Annotated in this window: 20 protein-coding genes; 10 read left to right on the plus strand and 10 right to left on the minus strand. The window is 56.5% G+C overall.

What is annotated here, in order from left to right:
* The first annotated feature begins 5 nt into the window (after positions 1–5).
* The 7 genes from AC1ROI_RS05995 (at position 6) to AC1ROI_RS06025 (ending at position 8,303) form a co-directional block, all read left to right on the plus strand.
* Complete coding sequence (locus tag AC1ROI_RS05995; RefSeq protein WP_102594557.1) at positions 6–2,042, plus strand: type VI secretion system Vgr family protein; 2,037 nt, start codon at positions 6–8, stop codon at positions 2,040–2,042.
* Positions 2,043–2,082: 40 nt separating this feature from the next.
* Entirely contained in the window at positions 2,083–4,473 is a 2,391-nt protein-coding gene (locus tag AC1ROI_RS06000) for a M23 family metallopeptidase (RefSeq protein ID WP_146012940.1), read from the plus strand.
* Positions 4,460–5,026, plus strand: coding sequence for a hypothetical protein (locus tag AC1ROI_RS06005; RefSeq protein WP_146012939.1), 567 nt, complete (start codon positions 4,460–4,462; stop codon positions 5,024–5,026). The genes AC1ROI_RS06000 and AC1ROI_RS06005 overlap by 14 nt, the downstream gene beginning before the upstream one ends.
* 48 nt (positions 5,027–5,074) lie before the next feature.
* On the plus strand, positions 5,075–6,214 hold the full coding sequence (locus AC1ROI_RS06010) for a lysozyme inhibitor LprI family protein (RefSeq protein WP_177426691.1): 1,140 nt from the start codon (positions 5,075–5,077) through the stop codon (positions 6,212–6,214).
* 47 nt (positions 6,215–6,261) lie between these two features.
* Positions 6,262–7,122 (plus strand): lysozyme inhibitor LprI family protein, encoded by an 861-nt coding sequence (locus AC1ROI_RS06015; protein ID WP_256580140.1) that lies wholly within the window; start codon positions 6,262–6,264, stop codon positions 7,120–7,122.
* An 84-nt stretch (positions 7,123–7,206) separates the two neighbouring features.
* Positions 7,207–7,806 (plus strand): hypothetical protein, encoded by a 600-nt coding sequence (locus tag AC1ROI_RS06020; protein WP_256580141.1) that lies wholly within the window; start codon positions 7,207–7,209, stop codon positions 7,804–7,806.
* Positions 7,803–8,303 (plus strand): hypothetical protein, encoded by a 501-nt coding sequence (locus AC1ROI_RS06025; protein ID WP_306163353.1) that lies wholly within the window; start codon positions 7,803–7,805, stop codon positions 8,301–8,303. The genes AC1ROI_RS06020 and AC1ROI_RS06025 overlap by 4 nt, the downstream gene beginning before the upstream one ends.
* Positions 8,304–8,359: 56 nt before the next feature.
* Here the strand turns inward: AC1ROI_RS06025 and AC1ROI_RS06030 are convergent, their stop codons facing one another.
* Entirely contained in the window at positions 8,360–8,743 is a 384-nt protein-coding gene (locus AC1ROI_RS06030; RefSeq protein WP_102599722.1) for a DUF6124 family protein, read from the minus strand.
* A 502-nt stretch (positions 8,744–9,245) separates the two neighbouring features.
* On the opposite strand from AC1ROI_RS06030, the gene AC1ROI_RS06035 reads away from it, so the two are divergent.
* Positions 9,246–9,632: a helicase gene (locus AC1ROI_RS06035; protein WP_102594931.1), complete on the plus strand. Its 387-nt coding sequence runs from the start codon at positions 9,246–9,248 to the stop codon at positions 9,630–9,632.
* Positions 9,633–9,783: 151 nt separating this feature from the next.
* Positions 9,784–11,136, plus strand: a complete 1,353-nt coding sequence (locus AC1ROI_RS06040) for an NHL repeat-containing protein (RefSeq protein ID WP_102594930.1) — start codon at positions 9,784–9,786, stop codon at positions 11,134–11,136.
* 96 nt (positions 11,137–11,232) lie between these two features.
* Here AC1ROI_RS06040 and AC1ROI_RS06045 read toward each other — a convergent pair whose 3' ends face one another.
* The 6 genes from AC1ROI_RS06045 to exbB all read right to left on the minus strand — a co-directional run bounded on the left by AC1ROI_RS06045 (position 11,233) and on the right by exbB (position 18,168).
* Entirely contained in the window at positions 11,233–12,633 is a 1,401-nt protein-coding gene (locus tag AC1ROI_RS06045) for an aminoacyl-tRNA deacylase and HDOD domain-containing protein (RefSeq protein ID WP_077748573.1), read from the minus strand.
* A 78-nt stretch (positions 12,634–12,711) separates the two neighbouring features.
* The gene (recG, locus tag AC1ROI_RS06050; RefSeq protein ID WP_010465238.1) at positions 12,712–14,787 is read right to left on the minus strand and encodes an ATP-dependent DNA helicase RecG; all 2,076 of its coding nucleotides are present in this window, start codon (positions 14,785–14,787) and stop codon (positions 12,712–12,714) included.
* Positions 14,788–14,796: 9 nt separating this feature from the next.
* On the minus strand, positions 14,797–15,726 hold the full coding sequence (locus AC1ROI_RS06055) for a hydrogen peroxide-inducible genes activator (RefSeq protein ID WP_010465236.1): 930 nt from the start codon (positions 15,724–15,726) through the stop codon (positions 14,797–14,799).
* A 286-nt stretch (positions 15,727–16,012) separates the two neighbouring features.
* Complete coding sequence (locus tag AC1ROI_RS06060; protein WP_010465234.1) at positions 16,013–16,768, minus strand: energy transducer TonB family protein; 756 nt, start codon at positions 16,766–16,768, stop codon at positions 16,013–16,015.
* On the minus strand, positions 16,765–17,193 hold the full coding sequence (exbD, locus tag AC1ROI_RS06065) for a TonB system transport protein ExbD (protein WP_010465232.1): 429 nt from the start codon (positions 17,191–17,193) through the stop codon (positions 16,765–16,767). Before exbD ends, AC1ROI_RS06060 begins: the two co-directional genes overlap by 4 nt.
* Before the next feature lie 6 nt (positions 17,194–17,199).
* Positions 17,200–18,168: a tonB-system energizer ExbB gene (gene exbB / locus AC1ROI_RS06070; RefSeq protein ID WP_102594929.1), complete on the minus strand. Its 969-nt coding sequence runs from the start codon at positions 18,166–18,168 to the stop codon at positions 17,200–17,202.
* A 189-nt stretch (positions 18,169–18,357) separates the two neighbouring features.
* Between exbB and AC1ROI_RS06075 the strand changes: the two genes are divergently transcribed.
* Positions 18,358–19,215, plus strand: a complete 858-nt coding sequence (locus AC1ROI_RS06075) for an SDR family oxidoreductase (protein WP_077748576.1) — start codon at positions 18,358–18,360, stop codon at positions 19,213–19,215.
* A 142-nt stretch (positions 19,216–19,357) separates the two neighbouring features.
* On the opposite strand, the gene AC1ROI_RS06080 is transcribed toward AC1ROI_RS06075, so the two are convergent.
* Genes AC1ROI_RS06080 through spoT form a run of 3 tightly spaced genes read right to left on the minus strand, consistent with a single transcriptional unit; the run spans position 19,358 to position 22,667 of the window.
* Positions 19,358–20,098, minus strand: a complete 741-nt coding sequence (locus AC1ROI_RS06080; protein ID WP_102594928.1) for a hypothetical protein — start codon at positions 20,096–20,098, stop codon at positions 19,358–19,360.
* A 58-nt stretch (positions 20,099–20,156) separates the two neighbouring features.
* Complete coding sequence (locus AC1ROI_RS06085; RefSeq protein ID WP_003229509.1) at positions 20,157–20,537, minus strand: RidA family protein; 381 nt, start codon at positions 20,535–20,537, stop codon at positions 20,157–20,159.
* Positions 20,538–20,561: 24 nt separating this feature from the next.
* Complete coding sequence (spoT, locus tag AC1ROI_RS06090; RefSeq protein ID WP_010465218.1) at positions 20,562–22,667, minus strand: bifunctional GTP diphosphokinase/guanosine-3',5'-bis pyrophosphate 3'-pyrophosphohydrolase; 2,106 nt, start codon at positions 22,665–22,667, stop codon at positions 20,562–20,564.
* Between the last annotated feature and the right edge of the window lie 6 nt (positions 22,668–22,673).

The raw sequence follows: 22,673 nt of genomic DNA on the forward strand, positions 1-22,673 counted from the left end.
AAGCAATGTTCAACTCAGCTAACGAAACCCACTTCAGCCTCACTGTTGAAGACTACGTGGGCGACCTGCAAGTGCTGTCGTTCACCGGCACTGAAGGCATCAGCCAGCCGTATCGCTTCGACCTCGAACTGGTCAGCGAAAACCCCGATCTGGACCTGGAAAAACTCCTGCACAAACAGGCGTTCCTGGCGTTCGATCCACAGGGTTCCGGCATCCACGGCCAGATCTACCGCGTCGCCCAAGGTGACGCCGGCAAGCGCCTGACCCGCTACAAAATCTCCCTGGTGCCGCAACTGCAATACCTGCATCACCGCACCAACCAGCGCATCTACCAGCAGATGTCCGCGCCGAAAATCATCGCGCTGATCCTCGACGAACACGGCATCAAGGGCAACGCCTACCGCTTCCAGCTCAGCCAGCCGTGCCCGGATCGCGACTACTGCGTGCAGTACGACGAAACCGACCTGCACTTCGTCCAGCGCCTATGCGAAGAGGAAGGCATTCACTACCACTTCCAGCACAGCGACAAAACCCATCTGCTGGTCTTCGGCGACGACCAGACCGTATTTCCGAAGCTCGGCCAGCCAACCGCGTATGTGCAAGGCAGCGGCATGGTCGCCGACGAGCCCGTCATCAAAGGCTTCAAACTGCGCCTCGAAACCCGCACCGGCCGCGTCACGCGCCGCGACTACGATTTCGAAAAACCGCGCCTGCAACTCGAAGCCGCCTACAAACCCGACGGCGAAAGCACCGAACCGGATCTGGAAGATTACGACTACCCTGGCCGCTTCCTCGACCGCGCGCGCGGCAAATTCCTCAGCCAACGCGCCCTCGAACGCCACCGCGCCGACTACCAGCAAGCCGAAGGTCACGGCGACCAGACCAGGCTGATCAGCGGCCACTTCCTGGAAATGTCCGACCACCCGCGCACCGAGTGGAACGACCTCTGGCTGCTCACCGAAATCGTCCACGAAGGCAAACAACCGCAAGTCCTCGAAGAGTCCGTGACCAGCGACACCACCGACAACAAAGATGACTTCCACCAGGGCTACCGCAACCGCTTCCTCGCCACCCCATGGAACGTCTTCTACCGCCCCGCGCTGGAACACCCGAAACCCCGCGTCCTCGGCAGCCAGACCGCCATGGTCACAGGGCCCAAGGGCGAAGAAATCCACTGCGATCAGTACGGCCGCATCAAAGTGCAATTCCACTGGGACCGCGAAGGCCAGGCCGACGACAAAACCAGTTGCTGGATGCGCGTGTCTTCCAGTTGGGCCGGGGATCGCTACGGCGCCATCATCATTCCGCGTATTGGGATGGAAGTGCTGGTGACGTTCCTTGAAGGGGATCCCGATCAGCCGCTGGTGATCGGGTGCCTGTACCACAAGGAAAACCAGGTCCCCTACGAATTGCCGGCGAACAAAACCCGCACCGTCTTCAAAACCCTCAGCTCCCCGGGGGGCGGTGGGTTCAATGAACTGCGCATTGAAGACAAGAAGGGTGCGGAGCAGATCTTTATTCATGCCCAGCGGGATTGGGATGAAAACATTGAGCACGACCAGAAGATTCGCGTCGGCAATGAACGGCATGACACGGTGGTGAAGAACACCTACACCGAGCTGAAAGCCGAAGAACACCGCACCACCATCGCCGACCGCAAGGTTGAAGCGCGGCTGGATGATCACCTGACGATTGGGCAGAACCAGCACGTGAAGCTCGGGACTGCGCAGCTGACTAGTGTCGGGAAAGAGATTCATCTGAAGGCTGGGGCGAAGATTGTTATTGAGGCTGGCAGCGAACTCACCATTTTGGGGGGAGGGAGCTTTATCAAGCTGGATGCCGGTGGTGTGACCGTTGTTGGGCCGGTGGTGAAGATTAATGCGGGTGGTTCGGCAGGGAGCGGGACAGGGATTGGAATTAAGCCGCCGGTGTTGCCGGGGGCTGCGGATAAGGATAAGGCGGGGAGTTTGATGGATCAGGCGTTGGGGAATGCTGTGCCTGAGAAGGTTAAACCAACTGTCGATTACCCGTTCTCGTTATGAATGGACGTATAAGCATCAATATGAACAAGGATTTTTCAAAATGATCATTAGCCCTCCCTTTATTCCTGCCCCAGTTGCGGGAGAAACCGACGAGGCATTTCTGGCGCGCGCTATGGTTGGTGGTGTTCCTGGCGATGGTGGTTATCCGCTTAGCTTTGATCTTAATTGGCATGGAGGCGTCCATCTCACTGCTCCCCAAGAGGGCGGGCGAGCATTGCCCGTGAGAGCAATTTGCGATGGGACATTGGTGTATTTCCGCGATTCGATTCCTGAAAACGCAGATTCGGCCCATCCGCTAAATTTCCGAGGGGGATGGACCGATAAAGGTTGTGTGGTTCTGCGTCATGAGACCGAAATTGGCGAGGAAGCACAGTCAAAAGTAGTCTTCTATTCCATCTATATGCACCTATCGAAGATCAGTCTGAATAGCCCACAGATAGGAAAAGTGATCAGCAGAAAAGACTCCATTGGTGAAGCGGGCAGCATTTACGGAAGCAAAGGGCGGATCCATTTTGAAGTTATTGCAGATCAAGGTCAGATAGCCAATTTGACGGGAAGGGACACACTCGATCTCAAATATCAAACGCAAAACGGGCGAAAAAATAGTTGCTGGGGAGATATGTACTTTTTCGTACCACCGGAAGTTTTGCTTTACAGCGCTCCTCCTAATGACCGCCGGCAACCGTTGAACAGTGCTGCGGTAGCCTATAGACCTCCGGCCATGCCCACGACCGTACCGATCCAAGAAGGTGGCAGCACTGCATCCTCTTCAGATCCTTCCGCTACAGTGGACGGATATGAACCTGCGGTAGCATCCATGCTTCAAGAAGGTATCTACGTGCGCATGCGTTACGAAAAGGGCGAATGCAATTTGACTTCCTTTTATTTGAGTGGACAGGAAATTGGCAGTCAACCAGAGGAGGCTGCGTATGCGTACAAACTTTACGACAAGGCTAAGCAGTACTACCCGCAGTCTCCGAGTGCTGGATATGAGTTGCTACGGTTTGGGCGTGTACTAGGACCTGATACTCTGCAGCCTGTTGATGCCGCGCACTGGCGCCAAATCAAGTTTCCGGGTAAGGCAGGAGAGCAGAGTAAGGCCGGTTGGGTGAACTTGAATGCCGACAGTGTGACCAAATTCAGCGATGCCGATTTTCCTCATTGGCAGGGGTGGCGTTTAGTTAGTGATGATACGGACACAGATAGTCATTGCCAGTCAGATTACATTAAGAGTCTCCTAGGTTTGGGGACGAACACCGTTAAACATGAGGATGGTGATGCTATTAGTATTGCGTGCTCACCAGGTTACGCAGTTCTTTCAGATGAAGAAAAACAAAACTTGTCTGAGCGTTACACAAATGAGCGCCAGTTGAGTATGTCTCGATTACGCTCGGGTGACACACAGCAACTTCTAAAACGCCTTATATGCAAGTTTCCGACCGAATGGACGGCGAACGACTTTGATACCCGTTATGGCTGGTTGCTGAAAGTTGCGGATGGTGGGCCGATGCCGCAGGAGCAATATGAAAAAATAAAAAACCATCAAAAAGAGTTGGCATTCTGGGAAGAAGCTAATTTGACGGGTATCGAAAGCAAACATTGGCACTTCCCTCCGCTTGAATTTATTCGTGTATTCAGATCGTGCGGTTGGCTTAGTAGTGAAGAACTGGCAAGTGTCCTTAAACCTTCTGATGCACTTGGAAGACAACGTGCTGCTGGCTTAAGAATTCAAATGAATAGGATGCTTTCGAAATATTTGATCAGCAGTTCAAAACTTAGAATGGCTCATTTTTTCTCTCAAGTGGGAATAGAAACCGGATGGTGGAGATACCGAGAGGAAATCGGCGGTACACGTTACTTTCGAACAATGTATGAAGTTATCACTCCAGCTGAAGCAGGCGAAGATTATGATAATGCCGTTACTAGAGTACGTAATCTACCATCCGGTCGAAGGCCCGTAGAACTTCCCAACCCTGGACCAAATCCAAAGCCAACCATTAACCGAGCTGGTTATATGACTTCGCGTCCTGGCCAAGTATTAACTAAGGCTGCTGGGATGGGAAACGGAGCTGCTAACGCCGCAAATGGTGGTATGGCAGGCGATGGTGATAGATTTCATGGTCGTGGATTTTTGCAAATTACCGGAAGAAAAAACTACACGAGCTATGAAAAGTACCGTGGGAAAGATTTCACAACGGATCCCCATTCGGCACTTCTAGCCACAGATGATTACAATGCTTGCGATGCATCTGGTTTCTTTTGGGTGAGGGAAAAAATCAGTAAGCACGCGGATAGTGGTCCCACCCCATCTGTTTCTACTGTAGTCGGTTCCGTCATTAATAGAGGTAACCCCAATAGTACTCCAGAACATAATGCCGAAAGACAAAATGCACTTGTGCCTATGTGGAGCGTGCTAAGTGACAAAGTATAGAATTAACTTCTCTGTGTTAGGTTTGTTCTGTGTCGTTCTTTTTTCGATTTCAGCATGTGCTGAGGAGCGGCATTGTGAATTTGACGATTTGCGATTTAAACTTAAGCTTGTCAGTTGTACGCCGAAAGACGGCCTGAATATACTGAAGTTGGCGCCATCTGGTCAGCCTTCTTATGAAACGAATCTTGAAAACTTACCAACGTATATTGTAAGTGGAGATGATTTGGGTTTGGTGTTGAAGGCTGTGGGGGATGGAACTCAGTCGCGATACAATAATTTTATTGAATTGCCCTATCCAGAAGCAATTCTGCACTACGATGATGCTTCCGCTGCGGCGAAACTGAAGTTTGCGGAAACAGGCTGGAAGTTGTTGGATATGAAGGATGTCGTATATGAGGGACAAGGTGGAGAGGAAGGAGCAGGCGTAGTTTGCACTACTCTCGAGAAGCAGGTAGATTCAAATTATGTAGTTGTTTCGCAGTGCAATGCATTTTATGAGGCTGATATATCTGATTTAAAAATATTGCTTGGTTCGATAGAAAGACGTAAATAGGGGGGGCAGTAAATTTATTTGGTCTCAGTCATTTTTTAGTCTTGTCGAATGGAATTGATTTTTGTGATTAGGGATAAAGGTTTTCTCTTGTGGGTTGCATTGTTTGTTTGCTCATCTGCTAGCTCAGCAAGTTTTGATTGTAGTAAGGCGTCAACAGAAGTAGAAAGAAATATCTGCGGTACTCCGTCTTTGTCCACGCTAGATGAACAGCTAAGCGCTGCTTTTAAACCATTGAAAAATAAACGTACGTTTCAGGTTATTGAAAGCGAATGGCTTGAGACGCAGCGTAACACCTGCGAATCAACCGAGTGTCTGGAAGACGCTTATGATAAACAAGTTAGTTTTTTAAAACCATTGCCAGAAACTGCTCCTGTTACTGAGAAAGATATAAAACTTCTCCCGGCAGACAAAATATATGCACAGAGTTCTCGCTCATGGAAAACCGTGGAGTTAACGGGGCTTCCAAACGAGAAAGGCGTCACTGAGCGTTATCTTCTTTCCGCAGAAATGCTGTCAGGGATGTTGCACGTCATCATTTTCGAAGGGCACTACGATATACAGTTGTCTGCTTATAGGGGGAATCTGTATGAATATGTGGATAAAAACCCAATTACACCACCCATTGTTTATACCATAGCTAAAAATATCGGATTCGATGGGGCACTAAATTTAGGCGGTAATGACGAGGGTAAAAGGTTTGCCGGAATTTTAAATGGGTCTTTTTACTATCGGGAGCAGATAACTAGGAATCAGCAGAAAGGAATGGTTTACAAGCTGGGCTCGAATTCACAACCGAAGGAGACTAGTTTGCTAATTCAGCAGTGGTCAAATAGCACTGAACACGCCATAGGCGGGGTGCTATTCGGTAGCATTGAGATGTTTGGGCCTATAAAGGCATATTATTCGCACTCCTCTGGAGAGGAAACTATTGCGCCTGTCAATACGCCGGGAAATGACTGGTATATTCACAGTCCGATTTGGAGTAAGTCGCGCCCCATTTTTTATTTTAAGAACGGCAGCATAACAATCTGGCGTGCCAATATTTTAGATAAGACACTTACCAAGATAGTTAGTGGAGATGGTGAGGATTTGATTCAGAACCCTACGCCGGTAGACATTAATGGCCGCGAGGCTATTGTGTACCTTCATGGTCCTCTTCTGAAGATTGCTATCGCACCAGATGAATAGCGCCAATAAATAAATCCGTCCCCTTTTCGCACGTGCTGGAAGGTTCCATGTTAACGGTCGCTGTTAAAAGCGATGAGTGCCACCGGCAAGATACAAAAAATTCCACAGCGAGTCGTCGAGTGATCCGTAAATCAGGGACTGAAAAATTGAACATGTTTATCCGGCTTGTCGCGTTGTCCTTGGGACTTCTGTCCGCTTCATTCACGTTCGCTGACGATAATTGCAGAGTGATCTCTTCAAGTGCGCAAGTCGATCAATGCGCCGAAACCGCTCGCAAAGACGCCGACGCGAAACTCAATGCCAGCTACAAAAAACTGATGGCGCGATTTGAGGCTCAGCAAAAGCGTGATACGGAACAAGGGAAAGCGTTCATGGCTATTGCCAGAGATTCCCAGCGGGCCTGGATCAAGTTGCGAGACACCACTTGCCCGCTTGAAGCCATGGATATCGAGCCTGGTACAGCGGCGCATGCCACGACGATCAATAACTGCATTACCAGAATGAGTTTGGAGCGTGCCGTTTATCTGGACGGGATCGTGACGGATAGGTCGGGCGACTTGCTCGATCTTAACAAGGTGTTTACGGCGGGCTCACAACGCTACGGTGATGTTGTGGCTCGCTATGTGACTACCTTCGGCAGCGTTTGCCTCAACGCCCAGATCCTTGCGCCTGACGGCGGCTGGAGAGTACTGTCATCTGCGCGGTTCTGCAGCTTTGACGGCAAATCGTTTTGGGATGGTTATTCCTATGCCGGGTTCGAAAACCTTGAGTTTCATGCGGACGGGTTGCACGTGACGCTCAGCTTGTCGGAACTTCGTGGCAATGGTGAGGAGCGTCGTGCCTGTGTAATTCCGATTCAGGACTCGCAAATCAAAGAGCTGAAATGCGGCCCGCCTGAATCCATGTAAGTACAAGCAAAGATATTAATTGTTCGATTCGTGTATCACCAAGGAAGGTAGCTGAAATTGGAAAGGCTTTTAAGGTATGTCTGCGTGCTCGGACTCATGGTTGGCTTACCAACTCAACCGGCATCGGCAAGCGACCCGCAAACCATTGGTGAGCTGCATCCGCCTGTAGTGGCATCCGTGGGCGATCAAAAGATCATGGTGTACTTTTTTAAGAACAATCTGAAAGATCAGGCGACACACGTTCACGTTCCTGACGCCGAAATTTTCTACTCACCAGTAAACGCAACGAAGCCAACGCTGAACTATGTGTGGAAGCTGGAAGATGAGCAGGTTGTGTCGGTGTTTTTCTTCGAGCGAAAGACCCCGGAGCGGGCGGGGAAATCCATGTTTGTGCTGGGGAAAAGCAAAGAGTCGTACATTAGCTTCGAGGGCTTTTCCTATTCAGTATTAGAGCTGCCGCTCATTAAAAACGGCGACCAGTTGTCTTTGAAGTTTTTTCGCGGTGATCCTTCAGATCCTGAATTGCAGAACTGTCGCGACGGTAGAGATCTGGAGAAGGGGGTAGACGTGGTATGCGCTTACAAGGACGCGGCGAGTATTAAAAAGCGTTTGGCAGCACTTGATGGAAAGGCTGTTGCAGATCAAAAGCGGGAGCCCGGTCGTCGCATTGGTATTCAACAGTGACCACGGTAGTTCAGAGGCTTTCGGTCGTAACGCTGACGGACAACACCGCTAAAGGAATGATCGATTTGAAATCTTTGTCTGTGTTTTTTATTGCGTTGTTGCTCCTCTGCCCGATGGCGGCTTACAGCGAAGTCACAACTGAGGTTTCTTGTTTTCGTTCGCTAGAAGGCAAAAACATCAATTTCGAATTCAGAACCTATTACGACTCGGTCATCAAATGGGGAGGCGCCGGGGTTAGGTATAGCAAGTCGAAGAAGGCCATTCCTCTCGTCTATCGGAACACTGAGGAAGAAGTCATGACGGAGGACGGGCCGTATCAGTTCACGACGACTTGGGTGGAGGTTTCTGACGGTGTGCTGACGGGGGAGTATGAAAGGGCAACTCAGGGGGCTCGGGTAAACTCGATGTACTACACGAATTACAAATCCGGTAAGAAGTATTCGTTCGATCAAGATATCAGCATGGAGGCGTCACCAGAGGCAGGCTGTCAGTGGTGAGTCGAGATCATCAAGAAAGGGGACTCAACGTCCCCTTTTTTTATCCCGTGGCTCCGTTACACCTTCGCCCGATGCTCCGCCGGATTCGGCGAATCAATATGATCCAGTGCTCGCTCCACCAACAACCGGACCCCATCCGCCAATCTGCTTAGCGCCAAGGCTAAGGAGCGTCGTGCTCCGTCCACGTCGTCGGCCAGGTTGGCGGCGATGGCGCTGATGGATAGCAGGTCTTCCGAGGCGTTGGCCAGGAGGGCTTCGGTGTCGATATCGGGGGAGACGGCGAAGAGGTTGCCTTTGCGAGGCTTGGGTTTGTCGCCGGGTGGTGGGGCGAAATGGTGGTTGAGGGCGCGTTCGGCGGCTTCGTGGAGTTTCTTCGAATCGAGGGATTCGTAGGGGGAGGTGGCTTCGTTGGCTGGTGGATTCGGTGTTGGCTTGATCATTAGTAATTTCCGATATGTGTTTTAGATGTAGCTGTCTCCTCTTCGCTTGCATTCGAATAAGGGTGGCAGCCGTGCGCAGGTGTGCAAGACCGGGCATATCGGACCCCGGCAGACCCCAAAGGGACCTCCCACGCACAGCCGCCATGAAGTATTTACATCGAGCAGAAAGACGCTTGATGTTCGGTTTGGCGACCGTGCGGCGATATGTACCGGACTTGCACGTCCGTGTCACCGATTTTGCGGTAACGAACAAAGACTATCGGTGAAGCCAAAGGCTGCCTAGTTCACGAACAGCACCACGTGTTGAAGGAAATATCCGAGGGAGTCGAGCGTAGAAAGATCAAAATCTTCACGCTTTTAAACACCCTCGTTTCGTCAATGACTTGGTAGTCATCAGCGTCAAAAACCACGGCATCTTCTTCTATCGCTGCACAACAGTGGCGTTCTCGCTTGAAGCCGCTACACTGCGCCGGCCGTTCACTTTTCTCTTGAGGCTGTGCGCATGAAATTTCGTTTTCTTCTGTGGATGCTGGGTTTGTTGATGGGTAAGGCCAGTCGGACTAATCCTGCGTTTCAGCAGCAGTTGGGTGACAAGGAATTGGTGTTCCAGCTACAGACCCTGGACGGGAAGGTGGCGCGGCATTTCTTTGTGAAGGATCAGCGCATTACCAGCAAGTCGGGCGTGTATGCCGAGCCGGCGTTTGCGATTGCCTTTAAAGACGCAACGTATGGCTTTGCCACGATGCAGGCGAAGAACAAGCAGTTGGCGTTTATGACGGGGATTCAGGACAAGTCGATTCAGATCAAGGGCAATCCGGCGTTGGTGATCTGGTTTCAGGGGTTGACCAAGTATTTGAAGCCGAAGAAGAAGCCTGCTGCTGTTCGTTGATAAATCCAGTGCTGGCTCACGCTGTCATCATTTAGGCTCAAGAGGACAATAGAACTGTCAGTTTTTACAGGCGCGATAGGGTGACTGTGAATGCTCTACTTGGGGGAGGGAGGTCCATAGCGGATTCCACTCACCTTGATGGAGCAAGATCATGATCCAGCTGAAACCAGCCAACTCAGGAAGCCTCGATCCGACATTTAACGGTTCTGGTGTTTTGGACTTTCCGCTCTCTGAAGTGTACGGATTCCCCGATGCGGTTCTCCCATTGGATGACAACAAAACGCTTGTTGTCATGAGGCCTACAGCGTTCAACGTTCCGGTCATAGTTGCGCGGCTGAATGAAGACGGGACGCTGGATCGCTCATTTGGCACTGCGCAGCGTGGCTTTGTTGAAGTGCCTTTCGAAGATAGTGACATCTATGTATTCGGGCTCACGCCTCTGGCTAATGGTGGGTGGCTGATCGTTGGCCAATACATATCGTTCAGCGGTGGCGGTTTGCTCATCGTGCGGCAGTTTCAGGATGGCCGACTGGATACGTCCTTGAATGGCGATGGAAAACTCTTCATTCCTTATGATGATTTGGGTAGTCCCCAGCACAGTGGGGTGACGCTGGAGGTTGCTGGCCGCCATGGCGAAAAGACGTCGGCAGGACGCTCCCGGGTCTCTGGCCACAGCGGAGTCTCCGTGGTTGAGCAGTCGGATGGCAAGATCGTGCTGGTCAGTTCCGTTATCAACACTTCCGGAAAACCGAAGGGGATTGTGCTGCGGCGTAATTCAGACGGCTCGCCCGATCTGACGTTCGCCGGGACTGGCTCCGCGATTGTCGAACTCCCAGGTGTCGAGCATGAATGGAGCGGTGCCGAAGGTGTTGCGGTTCAGGCAGACGGCCAGATATTGGTGACTGGCATGTACGTGAAACAGGACGAATCCATGGGAGCCTTCGTAACTTGCTTCAACTCACTGGGACAAGTAGACCGCACGTTTAATGGCGGCCTTGCGGTGACCATTCCGAGTCCTCGCTGGATGATGTTGAGCGCCATCACGGTTAGAGAAAGTGACGGCAGGATTGTTGCGGTGGGGAATTCGCGAGAGAAGGACGTTCAAAACGGGGTGATCGTCGTTTTAAACAAAAGTGGGTCCTACAATCTTCCTTTTAACAACGGACGGGCCCTTTTTTCTGAGTTGGTGCCGCAGGGGCAGGATTGGGCGCGCTGTGCGTTGCACGCCAATGGATCAATCAGTGTCACCGGAAGCACCGGGCAAGGCTTCGTCTCTGAGGAGATGGCAGTGGTGACGGCGCGTTATCTTTCTGACGGCTCATTGGACATGACATTCAATGCCGGTAAAGGCTTTGCTGTTTTTGACGGTGAGAAAGGATTTGAGCACGCTTTGGACATGGCATTAATGGCTGATGGACGCATTGTTATTTGCGGAAGCTTGTGGGGAGACGGTGAACCTTTGCCGAGCTTTAAGGGCGGATGGATGTTGCGCTATCTGGCTTGATTCACTCAGATAGACCGAGTTGGATTCTTCGCGGGCAAGCCTCGCTCCTACAGGGATTGCGTGAATCCTATGGGAGTGGGCTTGCCCGCAATGCTTTTAGGCTTGGCTGAATTGCGAAGCCAGTTCGCGCAGCAGGACTTCGGCTTCGAGGACTTTGCTGACGACGTCGTTGGCTTTGTCGCGAGTCAGGCCTACGCGTTCCAGCAATGCGTCGGGGATGTCTTCGTCCGGACCGGAGCCGATGCCGCGGCTGCGCAGCAGGCGTACGGCCAGGCAGACGAGGTTCGGGTATTCAGCGTAGGCACCGTCGTAGCTTGGGTCGTGCTGGAAGCGCAACGCAGTGGCCAGTTCGTCGGGCATGTCCCAGTAGCGCATCAGCCACGAACCAATTTGTTCGCGGCTGATGCCGAGCAGGTGTTGCTCGACGTAGCTGTGGCACAGGTGCGGGTTAACTTCCAGGTGACGGCAGATCAGCGAGAAGTGCGGCGGGAAGACGTGGGCCAGCAGCAGGTAGCCGAAGTTGTGCAGCAGGCCGGCGAGGTAGGTCAGGCCGGCTTCCGGGCGCTGGGCGCGGGGCATGGCGCGGGTCAGGCCTTCGATGACGGCGGCGGTGTAGATCGATTGCTGCCAGTACGGCGTGGTGTGTTGCGGGTGGTCTTTGGGCAGGCTCAGGGTTTTGCCCAGGGCCAGGCCCAGGGCCAGGTTGATCACCAGGTCGAAACCCAGGACGCGCACGATCGCGTCTTCCACTGAACGAATTTTGCCCGGCGAGGCGTAGTACGGCGACGCGGCCCAGCTGACGACTTGGGCGGCCAGCGCCGGGTCGGTTTCGACCACGCCGGTGATGTCGTCGATGGTGGCGTTGGGGTCGACGCGCAGCTTGATGATTTTCTGCGCGGTCTCGGCCAGCGGCGGAATCTCGATGGTGGCTTCCAGGCGTTGCTGGATGCGTCGTGCGGTGAACGCCTGGACGGCCTGGGTGATTTCCTCGCGGTCATCGTCGGGGCGGTCGAGGTTGGGGCGGATGCTGGTCAGGTTCTCGCCGAAGTTGGCGGCGCTGGCCTTGGTCAGCATGCTTTTGAAATCTTCGCTGGTGATTTCCAGCAGCAGGCCCGGCTCGCCCGAGTTGATCAGCAACTTCGGTTCGCGCAGCAGGCTTTCTTCGTACAGGCACGGCGAACTGGTCAGCGCCGGCAGGCCAGGCAGCAGGCTCAGGTTGTGCTTGCCGAGCATTTTCACCAGGCGTTCGGTGGGCACGGCGGTGAGGCGGCGACCGGTCAATTCGGCGAGGCGATTGAGGTCAAGCAACTGGCTTTGCGGGAACAGCACCATCAAGGCGCCGACGGCGTCGTCCACCAGAACCGCCTGCACTTTGCGCGAGGCGTTGAGGCCGTGATGATCGAGGACTTCTTCGTAGGCAATGCCCAATTTGCCCAGCAGCAACCGAATAACAGACGGAGCGTGCAGGGGTTCCGGGGCGAGGGCAGCTTCAGTCATGGTCTGTATCCGTATTCAAACAATTGCAGGAGTATAACCAGCTTGTTTAAAAGCATCGTCCACAAACTGCGACGGTGCTCACACTTGGCCGTATTGCTGCCCATGGCGCAGCCAGCGGTCGAGCAACGGGCTGACGTGATCCGGCCAGCGCTCCAGCAATGCCTGGGCGGCGTCGCGCACGGCGGGCAATAGATCGGCGTCGCGCATCAGGTCGGCGACCTTGAATTGCAGCAGACCGGTCTGGCGCGTACCGAGCATTTCACCGGGGCCGCGCAGCTCGAGGTCCTTTTCGGCGATGACAAAACCGTCGTTGGTTTCACGCATGATGCCCAGGCGCTGACGGCCGATCTGCGACAGCGGCGGATGGTAGAGCAGCACGCAATGGCTGGCGGCGCTGCCTCGACCGACGCGGCCGCGCAATTGGTGCAACTGCGCGAGGCCGAGGCGCTCGGGGTTTTCAATGATCATCAGGCTGGCGTTCGGCACATCGACGCCGACTTCGATCACGGTGGTGGCGACCAGCAGTTGCAGGTTGCCCGCCTTGAATTCGGCCATGACGGCGGCTTTCTCGGCGGGCTTCATGCGGCCGTGGATCAGGCCGACCTTTAACTCACCAAGTGCGGCGGTCAAATCTTCGTAAGTGGTTTCGGCGGCCTGACAGGTCAGCTCTTCCGATTCTTCAATCAGCGTGCACACCCAATAGGCCTGACGCCCTTCGGCGCAGGCGCCGCGCACGCGCTCAATGACTTCGACACGCCGGGTATCGGTGACCAATACCGTGTTGACCGGGGTTCGGCCGGGCGGCAGTTCGTCGAGGATCGAGGTGTCGAGGTCGGCGTAGGCGCTCATGGCCAGCGTTCGTGGAATCGGCGTGGCGGTCATGATCAGCTGATGCGGACACATCCGCCCGCCGACGCCTTTCTGCCGCAATGCCAAGCGCTGCTGCACGCCAAAGCGGTGCTGTTCGTCGATGATTGCCAGTGCAAGGTTCTTGAACTGCACTTCCTCCTGGAACAGCGCGTGAGTGCCGACCACCATGGGTGCGCCATTGGCGATCTGCTCCAGCGCGGCCACGCGGTTTTTGCCCTTGAGCTTGCCGGCCAGCCACGCGACTTCAATGCCCAGCGGTTCGAGCCAGCGCTTGAAGGTGATGAAGTGCTGCTCGGCGAGAATTTCCGTGGGCGCCATCAATGCGACCTGATAACCAGCCTCCAACGCCTGAAGCGCGGCGAGGGCAGCGACCACGGTTTTGCCCGCGCCGACGTCGCCCTGAATCAGTCGCAGCATCGGTTCGTGCTGGCTCAGGTCGTAGGCGATTTCGTTGCCGACTCGTTGCTGTGCGCCGGTTGGCGTAAAACCCAGATTGGCCAGGTATTGCGCCGGCAGTTTGGTGGCTTTCGGCATCGCCGGCGCGCGCAGGGAGCGCATGCTTTCGCGCAGACGTTGCTGGGATAGCTGATGGGTCAGCAGTTCTTCAAAGGCCAGACGGTGCTGCGCCCAGTGATGGCCGAGGGCAAGTTCGTCGACATCGGCATCGGCGGGCGGGTGATGCAAGTAGCGGATCGCATCGGCCAGCGGCGCGAGTTGATAGTCCCGGGCCAATTCGGTCGGCAGCCAGTCGGGCAGGCTGGTCGGGCCGAGCATGGTCAGGGTTTGCATGCACAGTTGGCGCAAGCGCTGCTGGGTCAGGCCTTCGGTGAGCGGGTAGACCGGGGTCAGGGTTTCATCCACCGGCGGTGGCTCGTCGCCGGTGATGGCGCGGTATTCCGGGTGGTAGATTTCCAACCCCGACGCACCGGGCCGGGCTTCGCCGTAGCAGCGAATCCGCGTGCCGCGTTTGAGGCCTTCTTTCTGGGCGTTGCTGAAATGGTAGAAGCGCAGACTGAGCCCGCCGGTGCCGTCCTGCAGACGCACGACGAGGCTGCGGCGACGGCCCATGACCACGTCGGCGCCGCTGACGGTGCCTTCGATCACGGCGTCCTGGCCCGGTCGCAAATGGCCGATCGGGACTACACGGGTGCGGTCCTGATAACGCAGCGGCAGGTGGAACAGCACGTCCTGGAGATTCTCCAGGCCGACCTTGGCCAGTTTCTCGGCCATGGCCTCGCCGACACCCTTGAGTGCCGTGACCGACACTTGCGACAACTCGGTCATGGCAGCGACTTAGGCCGCAACCACCGGTGCTTGCGGCTTGGCCACCGAGCACAGGCGGATGGAGTCAGCGAGAATCTCGATGGCTTTCGGACGCGGGAAGCTCGCGCGCCACGCAATGGCCACGGTGCGGAACGGCACCGGAGGCGTCAGTGGGCGCACTTCGATCACGCCAGGGGCGTAGTGATGGCTGTCGACGGCCGACAGCGGCAGGATCGAAATGCCCAGGCCGGACGCGACCATGTGGCGGATGGTTTCCAGAGAGCTGGATTCCACCGTGGTGTGTTTGGCGCCGTCGTTGCCTTTGGCCAGGGTCGGGCAGGCTTCCAGCACTTGATCGCGGAAGCAGTGGCCTTCGCCGAGCAGCAGCAGGCTCTTGTCGTTGAGCAGGCTGGCGTCGATGGATTCTTTTTGCGTCCACGGGTGCTGGGCCGGCATCAGCACGTAGAACGGCTCGTCGTAGAGCTGCAGGGTCAGCACGTCGGCTTCGTTGAACGGCAGGGCGATGATGATCGCGTCGAGCTCGCCGTTGCGCAGTTTGTCGCGCAGTACGTGAGTGAAGTTTTCTTCGATGTACAACGGCATCTGCGGGGCAACCCGGTGCAGTTGTGGAATCAGGTGCGGAAACAGGTACGGGCCGACGGTGTAGATCGCGCCGACTTTCAGCGGAGCGGTCAGCTGGTTTTTGCCAGCCTGGGCCAGTTCGCGAATGCCTTGGGCCTGTTCCAGGACTTTCTGCGCCTGGGCAACGATGCCTTCACCGACCGGGGTCAGGCGCACGGCACTCTTGCTGCGCTCGAAAATCAGCACACCGAGTTCGTCTTCAAGCTTTTTCACGCCCACCGACAGGGTCGGCTGACTGACGTGGCAACGCTCGGCCGCGTGGCCGAAATGCTGCTCTTGGGCGAGGGTAACGATGTAGCGTAATTCTGTGAGAGTCATAGCAAGCGTCCATGAAGTTGCGCGCCAAGCATAACGGCTGCAATCGATAGACGCACGTTATCAGAGTGAGTGTGCAGAGTGACACTGGGTAATGCCGGTTTGCCGCTGGCAGATACACAAAAGGCACCTTTCGGTGCCTTCTCTGCATGATCATGGACTTTCCTGCTGGAGGAGACCCCTGTAGGAGTGAGCCTGCTCGCGATAGCGGTATTACATTCACCGAAAAGGTCGAATGTGGTGGCCTGATCGCGAGCAGGCTCACTCCTGCAATGGTTTTGTGTTGCGTTTAGCGGCGGCGTTTTTCCAGTGAGTAGAGGAATGGCGCCGTGATTTCGATGGTGCCATTGGTCAGCATGTCCGCCGGTGGCTTGGGCAGCGGTTGGGCGAGGCGGATCATTTCCAGGGTGGCGCGGTCCAGATCGGCGGTGCCTGAACGGCTCACCAGTTCGTACGACAACACATTACCTTCGCCATCAACGATGAAGCGCAGACGGTTGGTGCCTTGCTTGCCCCGATTCTGTGCACTCACCGGGTACTTTTTGTACTTGCCCAAGTGCGCGAGCAAAGTGCCTTCCCAGCTGGCCTTGGCAGCCTGTTGTGCAGGCGATGGGCCCGGTGCTGGTTGCGCGGATTTCTCCGTCGGTGCCTGGGTCGGTTGCGCGTCGCTAGGCTTCTCTTCGGACGGTTTCTCCTTCGGCGGCTCCGGCTTTTTCTCCACAGGCTTGGGTGGTTGCGGCTTCGGCTTCGGCTTGGGTTTGACCGGCTTCGGCACAACGATCTCGGCCTTCGGCACTTCAGCCAGTTTCGGGATCGGCAGTTCTTCCACCGGGGCCGGTGGCTGTGGCGGCGTTATCACCTTCGGCGGTGCCGGCGGTGGTGGGGCCGGAACCGGCGCCAACTCGACCATCATCGCCTGCGGAGGCAGCTCGATGGGTGGGCGCGACGTCCAGTTCAGCGCCAGCGCAATAGCCAGTGCATGGACGCCCAGCACCACGGCCAGGCTCGCGCTGTAACGCGTCAGCTTATGGCGCGTCGTGATCATTTCTTGACTGCCGTCTCGAGCCCGACCAGACCTACCTTCAGGTAACCGGCGGAGCGCAGGTTGTCCATCACGCTCATCAGGTCGCCGTAATCCACGCCTTTATCGGCCTGGAAGAAGATCGTCGTGTCTTTCTTGCCTTGGGTCCTGGCGTCGAGGGTGGCGCCAAGTGCTTCGGCCTTCACTTCGTCTTCACCGAGGAACAGGCGCTGGTCAGCCTTGACGCTGAGGAACACCGGCTTCTCTGGCCGCGGCGCCGGTTTGGCGCTGGAGGCGGGCAGGTCGACCTTGATGTCCACGGTGGCCAACGGAGCGGCCACCATGAAGATGATCAACAGCACCAGCATCACGTCGATGAACGGCGTGACGTTGATTTCATGGTTCTCGGCCAGATCGTCGTCTGCGCCTTCTTTCAAATGCAAGCCCATGGCTGATTACCCTACTTTGACCATGTGGGGTTGCGCGGAGCGCTCGGCGGTCGGCAGGTGATCGAGGTCGCGGCTGACCAGCAGCAGGACTTCAGCCGAGGCATCGGACACTTGCGCCTTGTAGCCAGCGATGGAGCGGGCGAAGACGTTATAGATCACAACAGCAGGAATCGCCGCAACCAGACCCAGCGCGGTGGCCAGCAGGGCTTCGGCGATGCCGGGGGCGACGACGGCGAGGTTGGTGGTCTGGGTTTTGGCGATGCCGATGAAGCTGTTCATGATGCCCCACACGGTGCCGAACAGGCCCACGAACGGCGCGGTGGAACCGATGGTGGCGAGCACGCCGGTGCCGCTGCTCATGTTGCGACCGCAGGCTGCAACCAGACGCTCGAGACGGAAGGCAACACGTTCCTTGATGCCTTCTTTCTCGCGGCTGTTGACAGACAATCGCATCTCTTCCAAGGCGTCATGCACCAGCAGGTTGGCGAGGGTGCCTTGCTTCGTGGCGGTGGCGCTGGCTTCTTTAAGGGTGGTGGCTTTTTTCAGGTGGACGATTTCAGTGCGCAGACGCCGCTTGGCGCCCATCAGCTCGAAGCCCTTGGCGATCCAGATGGTCCAGGTGATGATCGAGGCGATGGCCAGACCGATCATCACGATTTTCACGATAATGTCGGCGTTCTGGTACATGCCCCAAGGCGACAGGTCGTGGGCCATGCCCAGGGTGTTGTCGGCTTCGAGAACTTCAGGGACGTCTTCGGCATCTACTGCCTGAGCCGGGTCGGTTGCGGCGGGTGCAACGGCGGGGGCGGCATGATCAGCCGGGGCTGGAGCAGCGGCGGCGGCCGTAGTGGCCGGAGCTTGTACGTCAGCGAAAGCGGCGGTCGGTGCCAGCATCAGGCTGAGCAGCAGGGCGGCCACTGCGCTCCAGGCGCGAGGTCGTTTGGTTGGCGAAGCGGGGAATTGATTGCGTGTCATGCTGGCCGGACCTGAAATAGAAAAACGGTAAATGCTCTTCCAGGCCTCGTAAGGCCGAGAACAAAAGTGGCGTGCATTATTGCAAGTAATTCTTGTTAACAAAAGTAATAGAGTATCTTTTTTTCCTTCATTGCTAGCCGCTCGTCCATTGTCGGCGCTAGTCTTTGCCTTTCTGATGGGAGTTTTCTGATGTCTGCGCCTTCTGTGTTGATCGCCGGCTGTGGTGATGTCGGCAGTCGTTTGGCCACGCAATTGATGGCTTCCGGGTGGGAGGTTCATGGCCTGAGGCGGGACGTCTCGCGCCTGCCCGAGGGAGTCATTGGCGTTGCCGGCGACTTGTTCGATAAGGACTGTCCTGAGACGTGGCCCATCGGTGCCGTGGATTACCTCGTTTATTGTGCGGCCGCGACCAATCACGATGAAGCCGGTTATCGCGCCGCGTATGTCGAGGGGTTGGAGCATGTGCTGGAGTGGCTCGACGACTACGGGCAGGTACCGAATCGCCTGCTGTTTGTTTCCAGCAGCAGTGTGTATGGCCAGCAGGAGGGCGAGTGGGTCGACGAGACTTCGCCGACCCTTGCATCAGGCTACTCGGGTCGATTGATGCTGGAGGCCGAGAAAGTGGCGCTCCAGAGCGGCATCCCGGCAAGCATCGTGCGCTTGACTGGCATCTACGGCCCGGGCCGCGAATGGCTGCTGACTCAAGTGCGTCGTGGCTATCGCGTGGCGGTTGACCCGCCGCTGTATGGCAACCGCATCCACGCCGATGACGCGGCGGGCTTGATGGCGTTTCTGCTTGAAGCGGATCGACGCGGGGTGGCGTTGGATGACGTCTACATCGGTGTCGACGACGCGCCAGCGCCGCTGGCCGAAGTGGTGGGCTGGTTGCGTGAATATCTGGGCGTGACCGAGTGGGCTGACGACGCGAGCGTACGGCGCACGGGCAGCAAGCAATGCAGCAATGCCCGGGCGAAGGCCTTGGGCTGGGCGCCGAAGTACCCAACGTATCGCGAGGGCTACGCCGCTATTCTCGAAGGCCGTTGCTGACTTTCATGCGTCCAAAATACCTGTAGGAGCGAGGCTTACCCGCGACGGCGTCATAACTTCCAACATTTATGTTGGCTGTTACATCGCCTTCGCGGGCAAGCCTCGCTCCTACACTGGATTTGTGTTGGCCTTCAGGGCCGGGTTACTGCTTTTCCAGCAACCACTTGCGATCACCCGGCGTGAACTGAGGCATTTCATCCGCCTGAACCGTGTTCACTGCCTGCAGAATCTCCAGTTCCTTGCCCTTGCGAGCAAAGATCCAGGTATTGCCCTGGCCGTTCACTTGCAGCCACATGTTGTCATTGCCGCCGCTCATCGACGCGCAATCGCCCGCCAGGCAAAGGGCATATCGATCGGCACCCGGCAGTCCGGCAACCTGGCCATCGGCCTGGAATTGCACGGTATTGCCTTCGCCCGGACCGTTGACGATTTTCCAGCTGCCGCCCATGTAGGCGGTGTACAGCGCGCGTTCGAAGCTCGCGCCAATCGGTGCGCCATCCGGGACCGGAATCAACGCGCGGTCAAAGACCTGCTCCGGCTCGTTTTCGCTGGCGGCCTGGCTCAGTTGCTTGCCGTCACGCTTCAGTTCGCTGGCGGAGCTGCCATAAAAGTCGACTTTCCAGGCGCCGGACTCTTCGCCCAGCAGCTTGCCGTCGACGTTCTCAAAACCGTTGGTGTAGCGGGCCTGAGCGGCCTTGGTGTTGACGTCCCATTCCAGGTTCGGGCCATAAGCCTGGAGCGCTTCACGCAGGGGGCCACCTTTGGACGCAGCGTCGATCGCCACCTGATTGATCCAGGTGCCGCTGATGTCACGATCGGCAGGGTTGCTGGCACAACCGCCCAAGAGTAGGGCGACCAGCGAGAGAGCTAGCGCATGGCGCATGGTGGAATCCTTTCAGAAACGAAGTCGACGCAACCTTGAAAAGGCTGCGCCGGATGTATTACTCGATGACCAGAATGGCATCCATTTCAACCTGCGAACCCTTTGGCAGGGCGGCTACGCCGATGGCGGCGCGGGCAGGGTATGGCTGGTCAAAGTACTTGCCCATGATCTCGTTGACCTTGGCGAAGTGGCTCAGGTCGGTGAGGAAGATGTTCAGTTTGACGATGTCCTTGAACGAACCGCCAGCGGCTTCGGCCACGGCTTTGAGGTTCTCGAACACCTGGACGGTCTGGGCTTCGAAGCCTTCAACCAGTTCCATGGTTTTTGGGTCCAGAGGAATCTGGCCCGACATGTAGACGGTGTTGCCAGCCTTGATCGCCTGGGAATAAGTACCGATGGCAGCCGGGGCCTTGTCGCTGGTGATAACAGTCTTGGTCATGAATGACTCCTTGTAATAGTGGGCTTAGGCGCGCATGCGGGTGATGCGGATCACCCCGGTCAATGCACGCAGTTTCTTGATCACGCGGGCCAGGTGTACGCGGTCGTGCACGCTGACCACCAGTTGGACCACGCTGATGCGACCATCGCGTTCGTCCATGCTGATTTTCTCGATATTGCCGTCGGCTGCGTTGACGCTGCTGGCCAGCAGGGCGATCAGGCCGCGCTGATGTTCCAGTTCGACGCGCAGCTCGACGTTGAATTCGCCGGTGACATCCTTGGCCCAAGAGAGCTGGATGCATTTTTCCGGGTTGTGACGGATTTCGCTGATGTTGCGGCAGTTGTCCAGGTGCACGACCATGCCTTTGCCGGCGGACAAGTGACCAACAATCGGGTCGCCCGGGATCGGCGTGCAGCACTTGGCGTAGCTGAGCACCAGGCCTTCGGTGCCGCGAATCGCCAGCGGGCCTTCCGGACTTGGCAGCTGTTCGCCTTCGCCAAGCAGGCGGCGGGCGACTACATAGGCCATTCGATTGCCCAGGCCGATATCTTCCAGCAAGTCTTCGATCAGTTCGAGACGGTATTCGGCGAGCATCGCCTTGACGCGGTCGGCCGGTACTTTTTCCAGCGAGCTGTCGAAACCATTGAGCACTTTGTTCAGCAGGCGCTCGCCCAGGCTGATGGACTCGGAACGGCGTTGCAGTTTCAGCGCATGGCGGATGTGGGTCCGTGCCTTGCCCGTGACCACGAAGTTGAGCCACGCCGGGTTCGGCCGGGCACCGGGAGCACTGACGATCTCGACCGTGGAGCCGCTTTGCAGCGGTTCGGACAGCGGCGCAAGACGACGATTGATCCGGCAGGCAATGCAGCTGTTGCCCACGTCGGTGTGCACCGCGTAAGCGAAGTCGACCGCCGTGGAGCCTTTGGGCAGCTCCATGATCCGGCCTTTGGGCGTGAAGACGTAGACCTCGTCCGGGAACAGGTCGATCTTCACGCTTTCGATGAATTCCAGCGAGTTGCCGGCCCGTTGCTGCATTTCCAGCACGCCTTTGACCCACTGGCGAGCGCGGGCGTGAGTGCCTTTTGGCTGTTCGTCGCCGCTGGATTTGTACAGCCAATGGGCGGCGATGCCGTTGTTGGCCATCTCTTCCATTTCACGGGTGCGGATCTGGATCTCGATCGGAACACCGTGCATGCCGAACAGCGTGGTGTGCAGCGACTGGTAGCCGTTGGCCTTGGGAATCGCGATGTAATCCTTGAAGCGTCCCGGCAACGGTTTGTACAAATTATGCACAGCACCTAGCACGCGGTAGCAGGTATCGACCTTGTCGACGATGATCCGGAACGCATAGACGTCCATGATCTCGTTGAAGGCCCGACGCTTGCCGCGCATTTTCTTGTAGATGCCGTAGAGGTGTTTCTGACGACCGCTGACCTCGCCCTGGATGCCATCGATGGCCAGGCAGTGGCTGAGGGATTCTTCGATCTTGTTGACGATTTCCTTGCGGTTGCCCCGGGCGCGTTTGACGGCCTGGTTGATCCGTGCGGAACGCATCGGGTGCATGGCCTTGAAGCCGAGGTCTTCGAATTCTATGCGGATGGCGTGCATGCCCAGCCGGTTGGCGATGGGCGCATAGATTTCCAGGGTTTCCTTGGCGATCCGCCGACGCTTTTCACCGGACAGGACTTCAAGCGTGCGCATGTTGTGCAGGCGGTCGGCGAGCTTGACCAGGATCACGCGAATGTCGCGCGCCATGGCCATGGCCATTTTCTGGAAGTTTTCGGCTTGTGCTTCGGCCTTGGTCTCGAAGTTCATCTGGGTCAGTTTGCTGACCCCGTCTACCAGTTCGGCCACGGTTTCGCCGAACTGCGCTTGCAGCGCTTCCTTGGCAATACCGGTGTCTTCGATCACGTCATGCAGCATCGCCGCCATCAGGCTCTGATGGTCCATGTGCATGTCGGCAAGAATATTCGCCACCGCAAGAGGATGCGTGACGTACGCCTCACCGCTGCGGCGGCGTTGGCCGTCGTGGGCTTGTTCGGCGTAGAAGTACGCTCGGCGGACCAGGTTGACCTGGTCCTTGCCGAGGTAGGTCGATAAGCGATCGGCGAGGGCGTCTATGCTCGGCATGATGAC

The sequence above is a fragment of the Pseudomonas sp. GW823-FHT02C02 genome (genome assembly GCF_058797635.1).

What these genes read in the sequence shown, in the direction of transcription:
- AC1ROI_RS05995 (WP_102594557.1), top strand. Translation starts at nt 6, where the DNA reads ATGTTCAACTCAGCTAACGAAACCCACTTCAGCCTCACTGTTGAAGAC.
- AC1ROI_RS06000 (WP_146012940.1), top strand. Translation starts at nt 2,083, where the DNA reads ATGATCATTAGCCCTCCCTTTATTCCTGCCCCAGTTGCGGGAGAAACC.
- AC1ROI_RS06010 (WP_177426691.1), top strand. Translation starts at nt 5,075, where the DNA reads ATGGAATTGATTTTTGTGATTAGGGATAAAGGTTTTCTCTTGTGGGTT.
- AC1ROI_RS06015 (WP_256580140.1), top strand. Translation starts at nt 6,262, where the DNA reads ATGTTAACGGTCGCTGTTAAAAGCGATGAGTGCCACCGGCAAGATACA.
- AC1ROI_RS06030 (WP_102599722.1), bottom strand. Translation starts at nt 8,743, where the DNA reads ATGATCAAGCCAACACCGAATCCACCAGCCAACGAAGCCACCTCCCCC.
- AC1ROI_RS06035 (WP_102594931.1), top strand. Translation starts at nt 9,246, where the DNA reads ATGAAATTTCGTTTTCTTCTGTGGATGCTGGGTTTGTTGATGGGTAAG.
- AC1ROI_RS06040 (WP_102594930.1), top strand. Translation starts at nt 9,784, where the DNA reads ATGATCCAGCTGAAACCAGCCAACTCAGGAAGCCTCGATCCGACATTT.
- AC1ROI_RS06045 (WP_077748573.1), bottom strand. Translation starts at nt 12,633, where the DNA reads ATGACTGAAGCTGCCCTCGCCCCGGAACCCCTGCACGCTCCGTCTGTT.
- recG (WP_010465238.1), bottom strand. Translation starts at nt 14,787, where the DNA reads ATGACCGAGTTGTCGCAAGTGTCGGTCACGGCACTCAAGGGTGTCGGC.
- AC1ROI_RS06055 (WP_010465236.1), bottom strand. Translation starts at nt 15,726, where the DNA reads ATGACTCTCACAGAATTACGCTACATCGTTACCCTCGCCCAAGAGCAG.
- AC1ROI_RS06060 (WP_010465234.1), bottom strand. Translation starts at nt 16,768, where the DNA reads ATGATCACGACGCGCCATAAGCTGACGCGTTACAGCGCGAGCCTGGCC.
- exbD (WP_010465232.1), bottom strand. Translation starts at nt 17,193, where the DNA reads ATGGGCTTGCATTTGAAAGAAGGCGCAGACGACGATCTGGCCGAGAAC.
- exbB (WP_102594929.1), bottom strand. Translation starts at nt 18,168, where the DNA reads ATGACACGCAATCAATTCCCCGCTTCGCCAACCAAACGACCTCGCGCC.
- AC1ROI_RS06075 (WP_077748576.1), top strand. Translation starts at nt 18,358, where the DNA reads ATGTCTGCGCCTTCTGTGTTGATCGCCGGCTGTGGTGATGTCGGCAGT.
- AC1ROI_RS06080 (WP_102594928.1), bottom strand. Translation starts at nt 20,098, where the DNA reads ATGCGCCATGCGCTAGCTCTCTCGCTGGTCGCCCTACTCTTGGGCGGT.
- AC1ROI_RS06085 (WP_003229509.1), bottom strand. Translation starts at nt 20,537, where the DNA reads ATGACCAAGACTGTTATCACCAGCGACAAGGCCCCGGCTGCCATCGGT.
- spoT (WP_010465218.1), bottom strand. Translation starts at nt 22,667, where the DNA reads ATGCCGAGCATAGACGCCCTCGCCGATCGCTTATCGACCTACCTCGGC.